The sequence below is a fragment of the Streptomyces sp. genome (assembly GCF_035645055.1).
In the GTDB taxonomy this organism is placed as follows: domain Bacteria; phylum Actinomycetota; class Actinomycetes; order Streptomycetales; family Streptomycetaceae; genus Streptomyces.
The window spans coordinates 81,189-96,043 of record NZ_DASQNH010000019.1; the positions used below are offsets into that span (position 1 = coordinate 81,189).

General features: G+C 71.3%; 14 protein-coding genes and 1 pseudogene. 6 read left to right on the top strand and 9 right to left on the bottom strand.

Annotated features, from left to right (window positions below; genetic code table 11):
* Positions 1 to 40: 40 nt before the first annotated feature.
* Entirely contained in the window at positions 41 to 877 is an 837-nt protein-coding gene (locus VE614_RS06070; RefSeq protein WP_324933207.1) for a methyltransferase, read from the bottom strand.
* 98 nt (positions 878 to 975) lie between these two features.
* Positions 976 to 1,800, bottom strand: coding sequence for a maleylpyruvate isomerase family mycothiol-dependent enzyme (locus VE614_RS06075; RefSeq protein ID WP_324933210.1), 825 nt, complete (start codon positions 1,798 to 1,800; stop codon positions 976 to 978).
* A 217-nt stretch (positions 1,801 to 2,017) separates the two neighbouring features.
* Between VE614_RS06075 and VE614_RS06080 the strand changes: the two genes are divergently transcribed.
* A complete protein-coding gene (locus VE614_RS06080) occupies positions 2,018 to 2,815 on the top strand; it encodes a carbon-nitrogen family hydrolase (protein WP_324933216.1) in 798 nt (265 codons plus the stop codon).
* 25 nt (positions 2,816 to 2,840) lie between these two features.
* Here the strand turns inward: VE614_RS06080 and VE614_RS06085 are convergent, their stop codons facing one another.
* Positions 2,841 to 3,335, bottom strand: coding sequence for an LURP-one-related/scramblase family protein (locus tag VE614_RS06085; protein ID WP_324933218.1), 495 nt, complete (start codon positions 3,333 to 3,335; stop codon positions 2,841 to 2,843).
* On the bottom strand, positions 3,332 to 4,333 hold the full coding sequence (locus tag VE614_RS06090; RefSeq protein ID WP_324933220.1) for a GlxA family transcriptional regulator: 1,002 nt from the start codon (positions 4,331 to 4,333) through the stop codon (positions 3,332 to 3,334). The genes VE614_RS06085 and VE614_RS06090 overlap by 4 nt, the downstream gene beginning before the upstream one ends.
* Before the next feature lie 52 nt (positions 4,334 to 4,385).
* On the opposite strand from VE614_RS06090, the gene VE614_RS06095 reads away from it, so the two are divergent.
* On the top strand, positions 4,386 to 4,772 hold the full coding sequence (locus VE614_RS06095; protein WP_324933223.1) for a cupin domain-containing protein: 387 nt from the start codon (positions 4,386 to 4,388) through the stop codon (positions 4,770 to 4,772).
* An 18-nt stretch (positions 4,773 to 4,790) separates the two neighbouring features.
* Here VE614_RS06095 and VE614_RS06100 read toward each other — a convergent pair whose 3' ends face one another.
* From VE614_RS06100 to VE614_RS06110, 3 genes are all read right to left on the bottom strand, one after another.
* A complete protein-coding gene (locus VE614_RS06100; protein WP_324933226.1) occupies positions 4,791 to 5,048 on the bottom strand; it encodes a DUF6458 family protein in 258 nt (85 codons plus the stop codon).
* A 105-nt stretch (positions 5,049 to 5,153) separates the two neighbouring features.
* Positions 5,154 to 6,458 (bottom strand): M18 family aminopeptidase, encoded by a 1,305-nt coding sequence (locus VE614_RS06105; RefSeq protein ID WP_324933229.1) that lies wholly within the window; start codon positions 6,456 to 6,458, stop codon positions 5,154 to 5,156.
* Between the two features lie 100 nt (positions 6,459 to 6,558).
* Positions 6,559 to 8,385, bottom strand: a complete 1,827-nt coding sequence (locus VE614_RS06110) for an acyl-CoA dehydrogenase (protein WP_324933232.1) — start codon at positions 8,383 to 8,385, stop codon at positions 6,559 to 6,561.
* 165 nt (positions 8,386 to 8,550) lie between these two features.
* On the opposite strand from VE614_RS06110, the gene VE614_RS06115 reads away from it, so the two are divergent.
* Together VE614_RS06115 and VE614_RS33680 are read left to right on the top strand one after the other, a co-directional pair.
* Positions 8,551 to 9,024 carry an SseB family protein gene (locus tag VE614_RS06115; protein WP_043502588.1) on the top strand — a complete coding sequence of 158 codons (474 nt, stop codon included), beginning with the start codon at positions 8,551 to 8,553 and terminating at the stop codon, positions 9,022 to 9,024.
* Positions 9,025 to 9,066: 42 nt separating this feature from the next.
* Positions 9,067 to 9,163, top strand: a pseudogene (locus VE614_RS33680) (DNA-binding protein); the annotation flags it as partial.
* Between the two features lie 530 nt (positions 9,164 to 9,693).
* On the opposite strand, the gene VE614_RS06120 reads toward VE614_RS33680, so the two are convergent.
* Entirely contained in the window at positions 9,694 to 10,671 is a 978-nt protein-coding gene (locus tag VE614_RS06120) for a pirin family protein (RefSeq protein WP_324933237.1), read from the bottom strand.
* A gap of 145 nt (positions 10,672 to 10,816) precedes the next feature.
* Here VE614_RS06120 and VE614_RS06125 point away from each other — a divergent pair, with 145 nt between their 5' ends.
* Positions 10,817 to 11,866, top strand: a complete 1,050-nt coding sequence (locus VE614_RS06125) for an AI-2E family transporter (protein WP_324933240.1) — start codon at positions 10,817 to 10,819, stop codon at positions 11,864 to 11,866.
* On the opposite strand, the gene VE614_RS06130 is transcribed toward VE614_RS06125, so the two are convergent.
* Positions 11,833 to 13,962, bottom strand: coding sequence for a SpoIIE family protein phosphatase (locus tag VE614_RS06130; protein ID WP_324933243.1), 2,130 nt, complete (start codon positions 13,960 to 13,962; stop codon positions 11,833 to 11,835). The genes VE614_RS06125 and VE614_RS06130 overlap by 34 nt on opposite strands.
* Before the next feature lie 150 nt (positions 13,963 to 14,112).
* On the opposite strand from VE614_RS06130, the gene VE614_RS06135 reads away from it, so the two are divergent.
* Positions 14,113 to 14,855, top strand: a 743-nt coding sequence (locus tag VE614_RS06135) for an amino acid--tRNA ligase-related protein (RefSeq protein WP_324933246.1), incomplete at its 3' end; no start/stop codon positions are given.

Here is a 14,855-nt window from a genome sequence, read left to right on the forward strand (position 1 = left end):
GTCAGCGCACCACCTCAGCGCACCACCTCAGCGCACGACCTCAGCGCACGACCGGAACGAGCGTGAGATAGGCCAGGCCCAGCACACCCCGGTAGTGCATCCACTGGGAGCGATGGCGGTCGGCCCGCGCGCGGGTCTCGTCCGCCAGCGGATGCCCGGGGTTGCGGGCCAGCCACACCTCCACGTCCGCCTGGTACGCCGACTCGAACTCCTCCCACTCCTCCAGGGTCGCCGTCTCCGTCCACTCGGGACGGAACCCCGCCTCGACGGCCAGATCGAGCAGGGTCGCCAGGTCGGTGTGGTCGCCGGCGGAGGCCTCCGGCCACATCCCCGACAGCTCGGCGGGCGTCGGGGTCCGCTGCCAGAAGCCCTCGCCGAGCAGCACCCGCCCCTCGTCGGTGACCAGCTCCCGCAGGGCGCGCAAGGCCTGTGGCAGGTGCTCGGGCGGTTCCACGGTGGTCAGCGCCTGGCTGGAGCCGACGCACAGCACCAGGTCGGCGGGCCCGCGCCGGGTGCCCACGGCGGACTCCTCCGCGAACGTCACCCGCTCGGCGAGCCCCCGGTCGCGCGCGGCCCGGCGGGCCCGGCCGAGGTCGTCGCCGTTGAGGTCGACACCGGTGCCGGTGGCCTGCGGGGCGGCGGCGAGGAGGCGCAGCAGCAGTTCGGCCCAGCCGCAGCCGAGGTCCAGGACGGTCGCCGGGTGGTTCGCGGCCAGCCGCCGTACGAGCGCGTCCGCCCGCCGCTCGGAGAGGGGCCCGTGGAAGGCCAGCCGGGTGAGCCGCGGCGGACCGGCCGCCGGGGACGGTGTCGCGGGGGCCGCGGTGGCTGCGGAGGACGTGGGGGAGGGCGCCGCGCTGGGCGAAGGGGTACCGGGCATGGCCCGGACGCTACGGCCCGGGAGGCGGGGCCCGGTACCGAATATCCGCTCCGCGGCGGCACGGCACATCCGCCCCGCGGCGGCACCGCCTCTCCGCCCTACGGTGTCACCGCGAAGTGGCGCAGGATCGCCGCCGTCAGATCCGGGTCGCCCTCCAGCTTCACCCGGTCCCCGACCGCCTCCGGGCTCACCCGGCCGCAGGCCAGCCGGACATACGTCTCCCAGTCCAGGGTGAGCGTGGCGGCGGGACCCAGCGCGGGGGCCGTCTCCAGGGTGCCGCGGCCCTGGATGTCGACACGGATGGTGCGCAGGAACTCCACCGGCCCGTGCACGTCGAAGACGATCGCCGAGCTGCGCGGCGCCTCCGCCTTCACCGCGACCACGTCCGGGAGCGCGGCGAGCAGTACGTCACGGGCGACGTGCGCGCCCGGCGAGTCCAGGTTGCCGGGGCGTCCGAGGGCGGTGCGCAGATCCTGCTCGTGCACCCACACGTCGAACGCGTGCCGGCGCATCGACTCCTCCAGCGTCAGCTCCGCGCCGAGCGGACCGCGCACCTTCGTCCCCGGGTCGCGGGACTCGTTGCGCAGCTGCCGGTTGCGGCGGATGACCGTGTACTCCAGCTCGGAGGTCATCTCCGGCGCCGTGTGATGGCGGCGGACGTCGACCTGCATCTCCATGTACCGCTGGTGGTCGTTGGTGACGTGGAACAGGTCGCGCGGCAGGGTGTGGATGGGGCGAGGGTCGCCCAGCATCTCGCAGTCCAGTCCGATGACGTGGGACACGACGTCGCGCACCGACCAGGCCGGGCAGGGCGTGCGCCGGTTCCAGTCGGCCTCCACCAGGTGCTCCACCAGCTCGGATATCGCCTCGATGGAGTGGGTCCAGGCGTCGGCGTAGGGCTGGAGAGTGGGATGCAGACTCACGGAACGGGACCCCTCGGCGGTCGGTACACGGGCAGGTGGTGGCGGCGTTGCCAGTGGGAGGTGGCGGCTGTCGGCGGGTGTCTTGAACGCTAAGTTACGCTGCTGTGAGGCACCCCGGCAGGCCTTTCGTGTGACGATCGTAGGCCTGAGTGGACGCCGGTGTGGAAGCCGACGTGGACGCCCTTGTGGACGGCTCGATTGCCAGGACGGTGGTACTGTGCGCGCTTCTCTGATCCAGATCGCCGTAGACGAGGGCGAATCGGTCGAAACGCGTCGACGGCGAGTCGCCTCCCTGGTGCGTGAGCAGGCGGGCGCCGACCTGGTCGTCCTGCCGGAGCTGTGGACCACCGGGGCGTTCGCCTACGAGGAGTTCGGCCGCGAGGCCGAGCCGCTGGACGGCCCGACGCACGAGGCGATGGCCAAGGCGGCGAGCGACGCCGGCGTCTGGCTGCACGCCGGCTCGATCCCCGAACGCGACCCCGAGGGCCCCCTCTACAACACCTCTCTCGTCTTCTCCCCCTCCGGCGAGCTGGCCGCCGCCTACCGCAAGATCCACCGGTTCGGTTTCGACAAGGGCGAGGCCGTGCTGATGGGCGCGGGACGCGATCTGGTGACGGTCCGTCTCCCCGGGACGACACTGGGCGTGGCCACCTGCTACGACCTCCGTTTCCCCGAACTCTTCCGCGGTCTCGTGGACGCCGGCGCCGAGACCCTGGTGGTCCCGGCGGGCTGGCCGGAACGCCGCCGCTCGCACTGGACACTGCTCGCCCGGGCCCGGGCGGTGGAGAACCAGGCCTTCGTCCTCGCCTGCGGAACGGCCGGGACGCACGCCGGAGTTCCCCAGGCCGGTCACTCGATCGTGGTCGATCCGTGGGGTGAGGTGCTGGCCGAGGCGGGCCCCGGCGAGCAGGTGCTCACGGTGGAATTCGACCCCGGCCGGGTCGCGGTGACCCGGGATCAGTTCCCGGCGCTGAAGGACCGGGTGCTGGGCCTGGAGGAGCCACCGCGCCGCTGACCGGCCGTCACCCGGCACGGCGCCGTCAGTCCTCCTCCCCCTCCCGCTCCGCCAGGTGGATCACGCACACCGCCACCGCGATCAGCAGCGCCGGATCCGCGTCCTCGCGGACCACGTCGACGCCGTAGGTGTCCCGCAGGTGCAGCCACCGGCGGGAGATGACGGCGAGGAGTTCACCGTCGTACTCGATGGCGAACTCGCGGTCGAGGATCTTGCCGCTGACGTCCAGCTCCGTGCCGTCGACCAGCGTCACCCGGTAGTGGTTGCGCAGCAGGGACAGCCGTTTGCGGCGGATGCTCGCCAGGGCTTCGCCGTCCCGCTCGATGAGCAGGGTGTCGCGCAGGGCGAGCATCTTCTCCCGGATGTCGATCAGCACCCGCCCCTCGGAATCCTTCAGCTCGAAGGTGTCCCGCAGCCGCATGGCCTTGCCGTCGACGAGGTACGCCTTGTCGCCGTGCTCGTTCTCGATCCAGTAGTCGTCGCCGAAGCCCAGGAGCCGGTCGCGTACGAGGTATCTCATGACACCAGCGCTTCCCCGGCGGCCGTCCCGAAACGCCGCCGGTAGGCCGACGGGCTGAGCCCGGTCTCCCGGCGCAGCCGCGCCCGCAGGTTCGCCGCGGTGCCCAGACCGCTCCGCGCGGCCACCACGTCCAGCCGCTCCTCCCCCCGCTCGATCAGCCGGCAGGCCAGTGCCACCCGCTCCCCCGTCAGCCACGCCAGCGGAGTGGTGCCCAGCTGGGCGCGGAAGCGGCGGTGCAGGGTCGCCGGGGACACCGCCGCGCGGGCGGCGAGATCGGCCACCGTCAGCGGCTCCGCCAGCCGCTCCTGCGCCCACGCCAGCAGCGGGGCCAGCGACTCGTCCCGGACCTCCGGCACCGGCCGTTCCACGAACTGCCGCTGCCCGCCGTCCCGGTGGGCGGCGAACACCAGCCGCCGGGACACATGGTTGGCGATCTCCGCGCCGTGGTCCCGCCGTACGACGTGCAGCCCCAGGTCCAGCGCCGACGCGCTGCCCGAGGCGGTGAGGATGTCGCCGTCGTCCACGAAGAGCACGTCCGGCTCCAGCCGTACGCGCGGGAAGCGGGTCCGGAACGACTCCGCCCACATCCAGTGGCAGGCGGCGGGCCGGCCGTCCAGCAGTCCGGCCTCCGCGAGCGTGAACGCGCCCGAACAGAACCCGATCAGCCGCACCCCGCGCGCGTGGGCCCGGCGGATCGCGTCCAGGACGACCCGGGCGCGCGGGACGTCGGTGTCCGGCCGGTTCGGCACGATCAGCGTGTCGCCCTCCGCCAGCGTGTCCACCGCGTCCAGCCCGGCGACCCCGGTGAGCGTGAAGAACCCGTCCCGCATCCGGGTGTGCGGTTCGGCCGCGCACAGCCGGAAGCCGTACAGGTCACGGCCCAGCTCGGGACGGCGCAGCCCGAAGATCTCGATGGCGCAGCTCATCTCGAACGGGTTGGAGTTCTCGTCGACGACGAGCACCACGCGCGGGAGCGGCTGAGAGGATCCTTGCGGCATATGCGATTCCTAGCACTCGTGGCGCGGGCCTGTCACCCCGCACGATGGCCGCATGGAACCCGTCTCGCTGAATGCCGCGCTCGCCTCCTTCACCGACCACTGGAGCCCGCGGATCGTCACCGCCGTCAACGACTACGACGTCCGCGTCGCCAAGGTCGAGGGGGAACACGTCTGGCATGTCCACGACCACACCGACGAGTTCTTCCTGGTGCTGGCCGGCGAACTCCACATCGGCCTGCGCGAACCGTCCGGCGAGCGCACGGTCGTCCTGCCGAAGGGCTCCCTCTTCACCGTCCCGCGCGGCACCGAGCACAAGCCGTACGCCCCGGTGCCCACCGAGATCCTGCTCTTCGAACCGACCGGCACCCTCACGGTCGGAGATCGCCACGACCCGGTTCCGGACCACGTGGACGCGACGACGGGTCACACGCTGGCCTAGAACCGGGCCGGGAAGCGGCTATACGCCGTAGCCGTCGCTGTAACCGTCGCGCCGCTGATGGATGTGCGGAGCCTGCTCGTCGACGACCGGAGTGGTCGGCGGCACCACCACCCGCCGGCGGCGGGCGATGCTGCTGAACGTCGACACGCCGATCAGCCCGACGATCATCAGGATGATCCCGACCAGGTCGAGGTTGACCCCCTGCATGTCCCAGTCGGTCGCGAAGGTGAGGATGGCTCCCACGGCGATGAGGATGATGCACCCGCCGAGGCCCATGAGTTGTCGCCTCCTGTCCGGTCCGGTGTCTCCGGTGGTTCCGGTGGGTGACGGGTACCCAAAGGCCTGGCACACACGCCCATTTGTCGTCGCGGGCCGCCGGAGTCAGCCCTCCAGGAACGCCACCAGCGCGTTCGCCAGCAGATACGGGTCCTTGGCGCCGCACAGTTCGCGCGCGCTGTGCATGGACAGGATCGCCACGCCGATGTCGACCGTGCGGATGCCGTGCCGGGCCGCGGTGATCGGGCCGATGGTGGTGCCGCAGGGCATGGAGTTGTTGGAGACGAACGACTGGAAGGGCACGCCCGCCTTCTCGCAGGCGGCGGCGAACACCGCCCGGCCCGAACCGTCCGTGGCGTAGCGGTTGTTGACGTTGACCTTGAGGATCGGGCCGCCGTCCACGCGCGGGTGGTGGGTCGGGTCGTGCCGTTCCGCGTAGTTGGGGTGGACGGCGTGGCCGGTGTCGGAGGAGACGCAGACCGTGCCGGCGAAGGCGCGCGCCCGGTCCTCGTACGACCCGCCGCGCGCGAACACCGAGCGCTCCAGCACGTTGCCGAGCAGCGGCCCGTCGGCGCCGGTGTCCGACTGGGAGCCGTTCTCCTCGTGGTCGAAGGCGGCCAGCACGGGGATGTACGGCAGCCCGGCGGCGTCCGGGCCGGTCGCCACCGCGGCGAGCGCCACCGCGCCCGCGTGCACCGACAGCAGGTTGTCCATCCGCGGCCCGGCCACCAGCTCCTGGTCGCGGCCCAGGTACGCGGGAGCCTCCACCGAGTGGGTCATCAGGTCCCAGCCGGTCACCTCGCCCGCGGACAGCCCCGCGGCCTCCTCCAGGAAGGCGATGAGATCGCCGTCGCGGATGTCGTCGCCGAGTCCCCAGACCGGCTGCATGTGCCGCTGCTTGTCGAGCTTGAGGCCCTCCGCGGAGACCGAGCGGTCCAGGTGGATGGCGAGCTGGGGGACGCGCAGCAGGGGGCGGTCGACGTTGACCAGGCGGGTGGAGCCGTCCCGCAGGGTGAGCCGGCCGGCCAGTCCCAGGTCGCGGTCGAGCCAGGAGTTCATCAGCGGGCCGCCGTAGATCTCCACCGCGACCTGGCGCCAGCCGTGCGCGCCGGTGTCGGGGAGCGGCTTGACGCGCAGGTTGGGGGAGTCGGTGTGCGCGCCGACGATCCGGAACGGCGTGTGCGGCTCGGCGCCCTCGGGGACGTACCAGGCCACGATCGCGCCGCCGCGCAGCACGTACCTGCCGCCCTTCGTCCCGTCCCAGGCGTCCGTCTCCGCGACCTGCCGGAAACCCGCTTTCTCCAGCCGCTCGGCGGTGTTCGCCACCGCGTGGTACGGCGACGGGCCGGCCGCCAGGAAGGACATCAGGTCGTCGGTGTGGCCGCGGTGGAAGCGTGAGGGTTCGCTCATGAGGTTCACCTTAACGACGGACGAAAGCCCGCTCCCGGTGAAGGGAGCGGGCTGACGTGAGGACGGTGTGGAGTTCCGTGCAGCTTTGGCGGGCGGTGTCCTAGAACGCGGACTCGTCCAGCTCCATCAGGTCCAGGTCCACGTTCTCCGAGACCTTGCGGGCCAGGGTGACGCCGGGCAGGACGTTGGCCGCGAAGAACTTCGCCGCCGCGATCTTGCCGGTGTAGAACGCCCTGTCCTTGGCGGAGGCCGTCTCCAGCTTCTCGGCGGCGATCGCGGCGCCCTTGAGCAGCAGGTAGCCGACGATCACGTCACCGGAGGCCATCAGCAGGCGGGTGGTGTTGAGCCCGACCTTGTAGATGTTCTTGACGTCCTGCTCGGTGGCCGCGAGGTCGGTCAGCATCACACCGACGATCGCCTCCAGCTCGACGGCGGCCTTCGCCAGGTGCTCACGGGCGCCGGCCAGCTCCTCGCCGCCGGTGCCGAGGGCGAGGAACTTCTTGATGTCCTCGGCGAGGGAGTTCAGCGCGGCGCCCTGGTTGCGGACGATCTTCCGGAAGAAGAAGTCCTGGCCCTGGATGGCCGTGGTGCCCTCGTACAGCGTGTCGATCTTGGAGTCCCGGATGTACTGCTCGATCGGGTACTCCTGGAGGAAGCCGGAGCCGCCGAAGGTCTGCAGCGACTGGGCGAGCTGCTCGTAGCCCTTCTCGGAGCCGTAACCCTTGACGATCGGCAGGAGCAGGTCGTTCAGCGCGTGCTCGGCGGAGGCGTCCTCGCCGGCGGCCTCCTTGAGCTGGATGGCGTCCTGGATCGAGGCGGTGTAGAGGACGAGGGCGCGCATGCCCTCCGCGTACGCCTTCTGCGTGATCAGCGAGCGGCGCACGTCCGGGTGGTGCGTGATGGTGACCTTGGGCGCGGTCTTGTCCATGAAGTTGGCCAGGTCCGGACCCTGGACGCGCTCCTTGGCGTACTCCAGCGCGTTCAGGTAGCCGGTGGACAGCGTGGAGATCGCCTTCGTGCCGACCATCATGCGGGCGAACTCGATGATGCGGAACATCTGGCGGATGCCGTCGTGCTTGTCGCCGATCAGCCAGCCCTTGGCGGGGTGCTTGTCGCCGAAGGTCATCTCGCACGTGTTGGACGCCTTCAGGCCCATCTTGTGCTCGACGTTGGTGGCGTAGACGCCGTTGCGCTCGCCCAGCTCGCCGGTCTCGAAGTCGAAGAGGTACTTCGGGACGAGGAAGAGGGAAAGGCCCTTGGTGCCGGGGCCGGCGCCCTCGGGGCGGGCCAGCACGTAGTGGAGGATGTTCTCCGACATGTCGTGCTCACCGGACGTGATGAACCGCTTCACGCCCTCGATGTGCCAGGAGCCGTCCTCCTGCTGCACGGCCTTGGTGCGGCCGGCGCCCACGTCCGAGCCGGCGTCCGGCTCGGTGAGGACCATGGTGGAGCCCCACTGCTTCTCGGTGGCGATCTTGGCGATGTGCTTCTGGACCTCGTTGCCCTCCTCGAAGAGGATGCCGGCGAACGCCGGGCCCGAGGAGTACATCCACACGGCCGGGTTGGCGCCCAGGATCAGCTCGGCGTAGGCCCAGATGAGGGAGCGCGGCGAGGTGGTGCCGCCGATCTCCTCGGGCAGGCCGAGCCGCCAGTACTCGGAGTCCATGAAGGCCTGGTAGCTCTTCTTGAAGGACTCCGGGACCGGAGCGGTGTTCGTCTCCGGGTCGAAGACCGGCGGGTTGCGGTCCGCGTCGGCGAAGGACTCGGCCAGCTCGTTCTCGGAGAGGCGGGTCAGCTCCTCCAGGACGCTCTTGGCGGTCTCGAGGTCCATCTCCTCGAACGGGCCGGTGCCGTACACCTTGTCGCGGCCGAGTACTTCGAAGAGGTTGAACTCGATGTCGCGGAGATTCGACTTGTAGTGCCCCATGGCGACGGCTCCCGGCTCCCTAGAGAGATCGGCGAGGCACTGGATCCTCGCGCTAGTTCACGTACCAACAAGTAGCTCCAATATGCTACCCGTCAGTAATAAAGCGCAACCCCGATCCGGCCATCTGTGACCCACCCCTCTACGGCGGTCGATACCCTTGCCTGCATGTACGGCTACGACCAGAGCGCCGGAGCGCAGCAGCAGTACGCCCCGCCGCAGCAGCAGATGCCCGGCGCCGGCGGATACGGTCAGCAGCCGCCGCTGTACCCGGAGCCGTCCCCGCCCTCCCTCGCCGACGCGGTGCGCTCCTTCACCACCGGGCAGCTGACCGCCGAGGACTTCCAGCAGATCTTCGCCACGTCCAAGGTCTACTGCCCCCGCGGCGACACCCCCGGCTTCCTGGCCCTGCACAACACCCAGCAGCCGGTGATCCCCATGTTCACCTCGCTGAAGGAACTGCGCCGCTACGCGGGCAAGGAATCCAAGTACTTCGTCATCACCGGCGCGGAGGTCATCGACCTCCTCCCCACCGGCTACGGCTTCGTCCTCGACATGGAGGGCGAACACCGCATCGTCTTCGACGCGAAGGCCGTGGAGGAGATGGTGGACTTCGCGATGCGGCGGATGTACGGGGGCTGACGCGGGGCACGACAGCAGGACGCGATCGAGATCAGCGACTTCGTGTACGCGGCCACAGGTGCGCGAGTGCGGAGGCTGACCACGCCGGACGGCACCCACTGGTTCCCGGCGGTCGACGTGTGCAGGCGTCTGGGATACGCGCACGTGGGATCCGCTCTCCGGAACGTCGCCGACGAGGCGAACTGCGGATCTGCCGAGCAACATCCGGGCCGACGAGGCGCTGCTGGCGGCCCAGGCGCAGCAGAACCATCTGCTGAGGGAGATCACGCACGGCCTGCGCGACATCGCCCAGGCGCTCCGACCCCCGCCGACCGCTCCCGGCGCTCCCCGGCGCCGGAGCTGGCCACACAGCAGCTCCTCGCCAAGTGGAAGGCGGACAACCTCGCCGTCACCGAGGACGTGCACGCGGTGGCGGCTCGCCCCGGCGCTGCTGCAGGGCGGTGCCGTGTACCGGGTGGAGGAGATCGCCGCCCGGACTGGACTGCCGGACGAGCGTGTCCGCGGCTGCCCGGACCTGCTCTTCGAGCAGGGGTGTGTGCGGCAGGCGGGCTGCGCACCGGACGGGGCGCCGGTGCGCGTGCTGCCCCAGGGGAGTAGTCCTCTGACCGAAAAGGCCCGAAGCCGCAAGACAAGGTTGCGGCTTCGGGCCTTCTCGTACCCTGCCGGCTTTCAGGCCCCCGGGCCCTCTTCGGTCATTCCGTGGACTGCCGGGACCGTGCCCAGGCGGCCCTTCTGGAAGTCCTCGAACGCCTGCATCAGCTCGTCCTTGGTGTTCATGACGAACGGGCCGTAGTGGGCCATGGGCTCGCGGATGGGGCGGCCGCCGAGCAGGACGATCTCCAGGTCGGGGGTGTGGGAGTCCTGCTTCTCGTCCGCGCGGACGGTGAGGGAGGAGCCGGTGCCGAAGACCGCCGTCTGGCCGGAGTGGACCGGGCGGCGCTCGGCGCCCACCGCGCCCTTGCCGGCGAGGACGTAGGCGAGGCCGTTGAACTCCTCCCGCCAGGGGAGGGTGATCTCCGCGCCGGGGGCGAGTGTCGCGTGGATCATGGTGATGGGGGTGTGGGTGATGCCGGGACCCTCGTGGCCGTCCAGCTCGCCCGCGATGACGCGGAGCAGCGCGCCGCCGTCGGGGGAGGTGAGCAGCTGGACGCTGCCCGCGCGGATGTCCTGGTAGCGGGGGGCCATCATCTTGTCCCTGGCGGGGAGGTTCACCCACAGCTGGAGGCCGTGGAAGAGGCCGCCGGAGACGACGAGGTGCTCGGGCGGGGCCTCGATGTGGAGGAGCCCGGAGCCGGCGGTCATCCACTGGGTGTCGCCGTTGGTGATGGTGCCGCCGCCGCCGTGGGAGTCCTGGTGGTCGAAGACGCCGTCGATGATGTAGGTGACGGTCTCGAAGCCGCGGTGAGGGTGCCACGGGGTGCCCTTGGGCTCTCCCGGCGCGTACTCCACCTCGCCCATCTGGTCCATCATGATGAACGGGTCGAGGTGGCGGTAGCTGATCCCGGCGAACGCCCTGCGTACCGGGAAACCCTCCCCCTCGAAGCCGCTCGGTGCGGTGGTGACGGCGAGCACGGGACGGGCCACGGCGTCTGCGGGTGCGGTGACGCGGGGCAGCGTCAACGGGTTCTCGACGGTCACTGCGGGCATGGTCGGTACCTCCTCGGGCGACGTGCGTCTCAGTTTAGTTGAGCGTTGAACTTTCTGCCACCTGCAACAGGGGGGGACCCCGGGGCATTCCCCCGGCCGGCCGCGCGCGCGGGACAGCCCGCCCCGCGCGTGATCCGCTGGAGACGTGCAGCTGCTTCCCCTTCCCGTGCGCCGGCTCGCCGCCTGGTGTGCCGTCGTGCTGCTCGTCGCGGGGGTCGTCTACGTGGGCATCCGGCTGTGCGTGGAGTTCCGCGCGGCCGTCGTGCCGGTGCTGCTCGCGCTGCTGGGCACGGCGCTCCTCGGCCCCTTCCACCGGCGGCTGGTGAAGGCGGGCGTCAACCGGTCCGTGGCCGCCGGGCTCACCTGCGTCGCCGTGGTCTGCGTGGTCGGCGGCGCCGTCTACATCGTCGTCGCCGCGCTCATCGACAGCGGGGACCAGATCATCACCTCGCTCCGGCAGGCGGCACGGGACCTCGCCCGGCACTTCGGAGCCGCCGGGACCTCGCTGGACGATCTGGCCGCCAACTGGCGGGAGCTGCTCGGCAAGTTCGGCGGGACGGCCGCCTCCGGGGTGATCAGCGGCGTGAGCGTGGTCGGCGAGACCATCGCCATGGCCGTGCTCGCGCTGCTGCTCGTCTTCTTCTTCCTGCGCGACTCCCACCGGGCCACCGGCGCCCTGCGCTCGCTCGCCCCGCCCGGCGCCGCCGACTCCCTGGAGGCCATGGCCCACCGTGCCTACCAGGCGGTGGAGGGGTTCATGCGCGGGACCACCTTCATCGCCCTCATCGACGCGCTCTGCATCACCGTGGGCCTGCTCGTCCTGGACGTGCCCGGCGCCGTCGGGCTGGGCGCGCTGGTCTTCGTCGGCGCCTACATCCCCTATCTCGGCGCCTTCATCTCCGGCGCGGTGGCGGTGCTGGTGGCGCTTGCCGACCGGGGGTTCGTGATCGCCCTGTGGGCGCTGGGCGTGGTCCTGGCCGTGCAGGTGCTGGAGGGGCATGTGCTCCAGCCGGTGATCCAGAGCCGTACGGTGCAGATGCACCCGGCGGTGGTGATGGTCACGATCACCGCGGGCGCGTCCGTCGCCGGGATCCTCGGGATGCTGCTCGCCGTACCGCTGACCGCCGCCGCGTTCGGTGTCGTCCACGAGCTGCGGGACCGCTACGCCGCCTCCGCCCCGTCGTCGGACTCGTAGAACTCGAACCAGATGCTCTTGCCCTCGCCGCGCGGGTCGACGCCCCAGGCGTGGGCCAGCAGCTCGATCAGCATCAGACCGCGCCCGGAGGACGCCAGCTCCCCGGGCCGCCGCTTGTGCGGCAGGTCGTCGCTGGCGTCGGTGACCTCGACCCGCATCCGCCGGTCGTCGCCCTCCCCGGTGACCTCGGCGACCAGCAGCGCGTCGGTGTCGGTGTGCACCAGGACGTTCGTCAGCGTCTCGGACAGCAGCAGCACCGCCGAGTCGACCTGGTCGGCACAGGCCCAGTCGTGGAGGAGTTCGCGCAGCAGCCGGCGGGCGACGGCGATCCGCTCGGGTTCGGTTTGGGCGACCGTCAGCATGGTGCGCCGCACGGTGGGCCGCGCGGTGACCGGGCCGCCGCAGCCGCAGTCCTGGCTCTGCCGGCACAGCAGCAGGACGGCGATGTCGTCCTCCCGGCGGTCGGCGAGCGGGCCGGGGCTGTGGTGGGAGGAGGGGCCGTGCACCGCCTGGACCAGGGCGTCGGCGAGTTCCTCCAGATCACCGGTGTGCTGCTCCAGGATGGCGCGGATGCGCTTCCAGCCGGTCTCCAGATCGTGGCCACCGGTCTCGATCAGTCCGTCGGTGCAGATCAGCATGGTCTCGCCGGGTTCCAGGAGGAGCCGAGTGGTGGGGTAGTCGGCGTCCGGGTCGATGCCGAGCGGCAGTCCGCCGGCCGTGGGCCGGGTGAGCACCGTGCCGTCGGACATCCGGATCGCCGGGTCGGGGTGGCCGGCGCGGGCGATCTCCAGCACCCCGGACAGCGGGTCCGCCTCGACGTAGAGGCAGGTCGCGAAGCGCAGCTCGCCGGGGTCCTCGGTGCCCGAGCACATGCCGTGCAGGAAGCGGGAGGCGCGGGAGAGGACCGCGTCGGGGCGGTGGCCCTCGGAGGCGTAGGCGCGCAGGGCTATCCGCAGCTGGCCCATCAGGCCGGCCGCGCGCACGTCGTGCCCCTGGACGTCGCCGATGGTCAGCGCGAACCGGCCGGACGGCAGCGGGATCATGTCGTACCAGTCGCCGCCGACCTGGAGTCCGCCGCCGGTCGGCACATAGCGGGCGGCCACGCTCATGCCGGGGATCTGGGGGCCCAGCATGGGCAGCATCGAGCGCTGGAGACCGTCGGTGAGTTCCCGCTGGGTCTCGGCGGCTCCGGCCCGGGACAGGGCCTGGGCGAGCATCCGGGCCACGGTGGTCAGTACCGACCGCTCGTCGGGCGTGAACCGCACCGGGTAGGCGAAGCCCGCCATCCAGGCGCCCATGGTGCGCCCGGCGACGGTCAGCGGCAGGAACGCCCACGACCGGCGGCCGAACTGCTCGGCGAGCGGCCAGGTGAGCGGGTAGCGCTCCTTGTACTGCTGGGGGGAGGACAGGTACACCGCCCGGCCGGTGCGCACCACTTCAGCCGCCGGATAGTCGGTGTCCAGCGACATGTGCGAGAAGGGGCTCTCGTCGCCGGGCTGGTGCCCGTGGTGGCCGATGATCGTCAGCCGGTCGCCCTGCACGCCGAAGACGGCCAGCCCGTCCGGCGAGAACCCGGGCATCGCCAGTCCGGCCGCGACCCGCAGCACCTCCTCGGTGGAGCGGGCCTCGGCCAGCGCCCGGCCCGCGTCCAGCAGGAACGCCTCCCGGGAGCGCCGCCAGTCACCGGTGACCGCGTTGCGTCCGGCGGGGGTGCCCGGCGAGGGCTCGGTGACCTCCTGGAGGGTGCCGATCAGCTCGTAGGCCCGGCGTACGGGGTCGAAGGAGGGTCTCATCCGGCTGCGGGTCGTCCGGATGACCCGGCCGCGCTCGTCCATGATCCGTACCCGCACCTCGGCGAGGGTGCCCTCGGCGGTGGCCAGGCCGACGACGCTGACGATCTCGTTCCAGTCGACCGGGTGCAGCCGGGAGCGCACCTGGGCCTCGGTGAGGGTGGCCGGTTCCGGGGGCAGCCCGAGCAGTCGAGCGGCCTCGGCGTCCACCGTGACCTGGCTTGTGTCCGTGTCCCACTGCCACAGGCCGGTCGCGAGGGCGGCGAGGACCTGCCCCACGGCGGGCAGGGGCTCACCAGTGCGCATTGCCCCACTTTAGGAAAAGGTGTTCGGGACGTGCCACTGATGGGCGACGCCGACAATCGGGCCGGGCGATCCCGGCATGGCCGGTACCCTGGGAAAGTCCGGGCACCGGGCCCCGGAGATTCCCGATCCGCGAAGACTGGATGAACGACGATGCATCGGTACAGGTCCCACACCTGCGGCGAGCTCCGCGCCTCTGACGTCGGCACCGACGTCCGGCTGAGTGGCTGGCTGCACAATCGGCGCGACCTGGGCGGCATCCTCTTCATCGATCTGCGCGACCACTACGGCATCACGCAGCTGGTCGCCCGTCCCGGCACGCCCGCCTACGAGGCGCTGGACAAGGTCTCCAAGGAGTCCACGGTCCGCGTCGACGGCAAGGTCGTTTCACGTGGAACCGAGAACGTGAACCCGGACCTGCCCACCGGTGAGATCGAGGTCGAGGTCGGCGAGGTCGAGCTGCTCGGCGCCGCCGCCCCGCTGCCCTTCACCATCAACACCGAGGACGGCGTCAACGAGGAGCGCCGCCTGGAGTACCGCTTCCTCGACCTGCGCCGCGAGCGCATGCACCGCAACATCATGCTGCGCACGGCGGTCATCTCCGCCATCCGGCACAAGATGACGGCGCTGGGCTTCAACGAGATGGCGACGCCGATCCTGTCCGCGACCTCCCCCGAGGGCGCCCGCGACTTCGTCGTCCCCTCCCGTCTGCACCCGGGCAGGTTCTACGCCCTCCCGCAGGCCCCGCAGCAGTTCAAGCAGCTGCTGATGATCTCCGGCTTCGACCGCTACTTCCAGATCGCGCCCTGCTTCCGCGACGAGGACGCCCGCGCCGACCGCTCGCCGGGCGAGTTCTACCAGCTCGACGTCGAGATGAGCTTCGTCGAGCAGGAGGA

Excerpts from the sequence above, each read along its gene's own strand:
- VE614_RS06070 (WP_324933207.1), bottom strand. The coding sequence starts at position 877 with ATGCCCGGTACCCCTTCGCCCAGCGCGGCGCCCTCCCCCACGTCCTCC.
- VE614_RS06085 (WP_324933218.1), bottom strand. The coding sequence starts at position 3,335 with ATGAGATACCTCGTACGCGACCGGCTCCTGGGCTTCGGCGACGACTAC.
- VE614_RS06090 (WP_324933220.1), bottom strand. The coding sequence starts at position 4,333 with ATGCCGCAAGGATCCTCTCAGCCGCTCCCGCGCGTGGTGCTCGTCGTC.
- VE614_RS06095 (WP_324933223.1), top strand. The coding sequence starts at position 4,386 with ATGGAACCCGTCTCGCTGAATGCCGCGCTCGCCTCCTTCACCGACCAC.
- VE614_RS06100 (WP_324933226.1), bottom strand. The coding sequence starts at position 5,048 with ATGGGCCTCGGCGGGTGCATCATCCTCATCGCCGTGGGAGCCATCCTC.
- VE614_RS06105 (WP_324933229.1), bottom strand. The coding sequence starts at position 6,458 with ATGAGCGAACCCTCACGCTTCCACCGCGGCCACACCGACGACCTGATG.
- VE614_RS06110 (WP_324933232.1), bottom strand. The coding sequence starts at position 8,385 with ATGGGGCACTACAAGTCGAATCTCCGCGACATCGAGTTCAACCTCTTC.
- VE614_RS06115 (WP_043502588.1), top strand. The coding sequence starts at position 8,551 with ATGTACGGCTACGACCAGAGCGCCGGAGCGCAGCAGCAGTACGCCCCG.
- VE614_RS06120 (WP_324933237.1), bottom strand. The coding sequence starts at position 10,671 with ATGCCCGCAGTGACCGTCGAGAACCCGTTGACGCTGCCCCGCGTCACC.
- VE614_RS06130 (WP_324933243.1), bottom strand. The coding sequence starts at position 13,962 with ATGCGCACTGGTGAGCCCCTGCCCGCCGTGGGGCAGGTCCTCGCCGCC.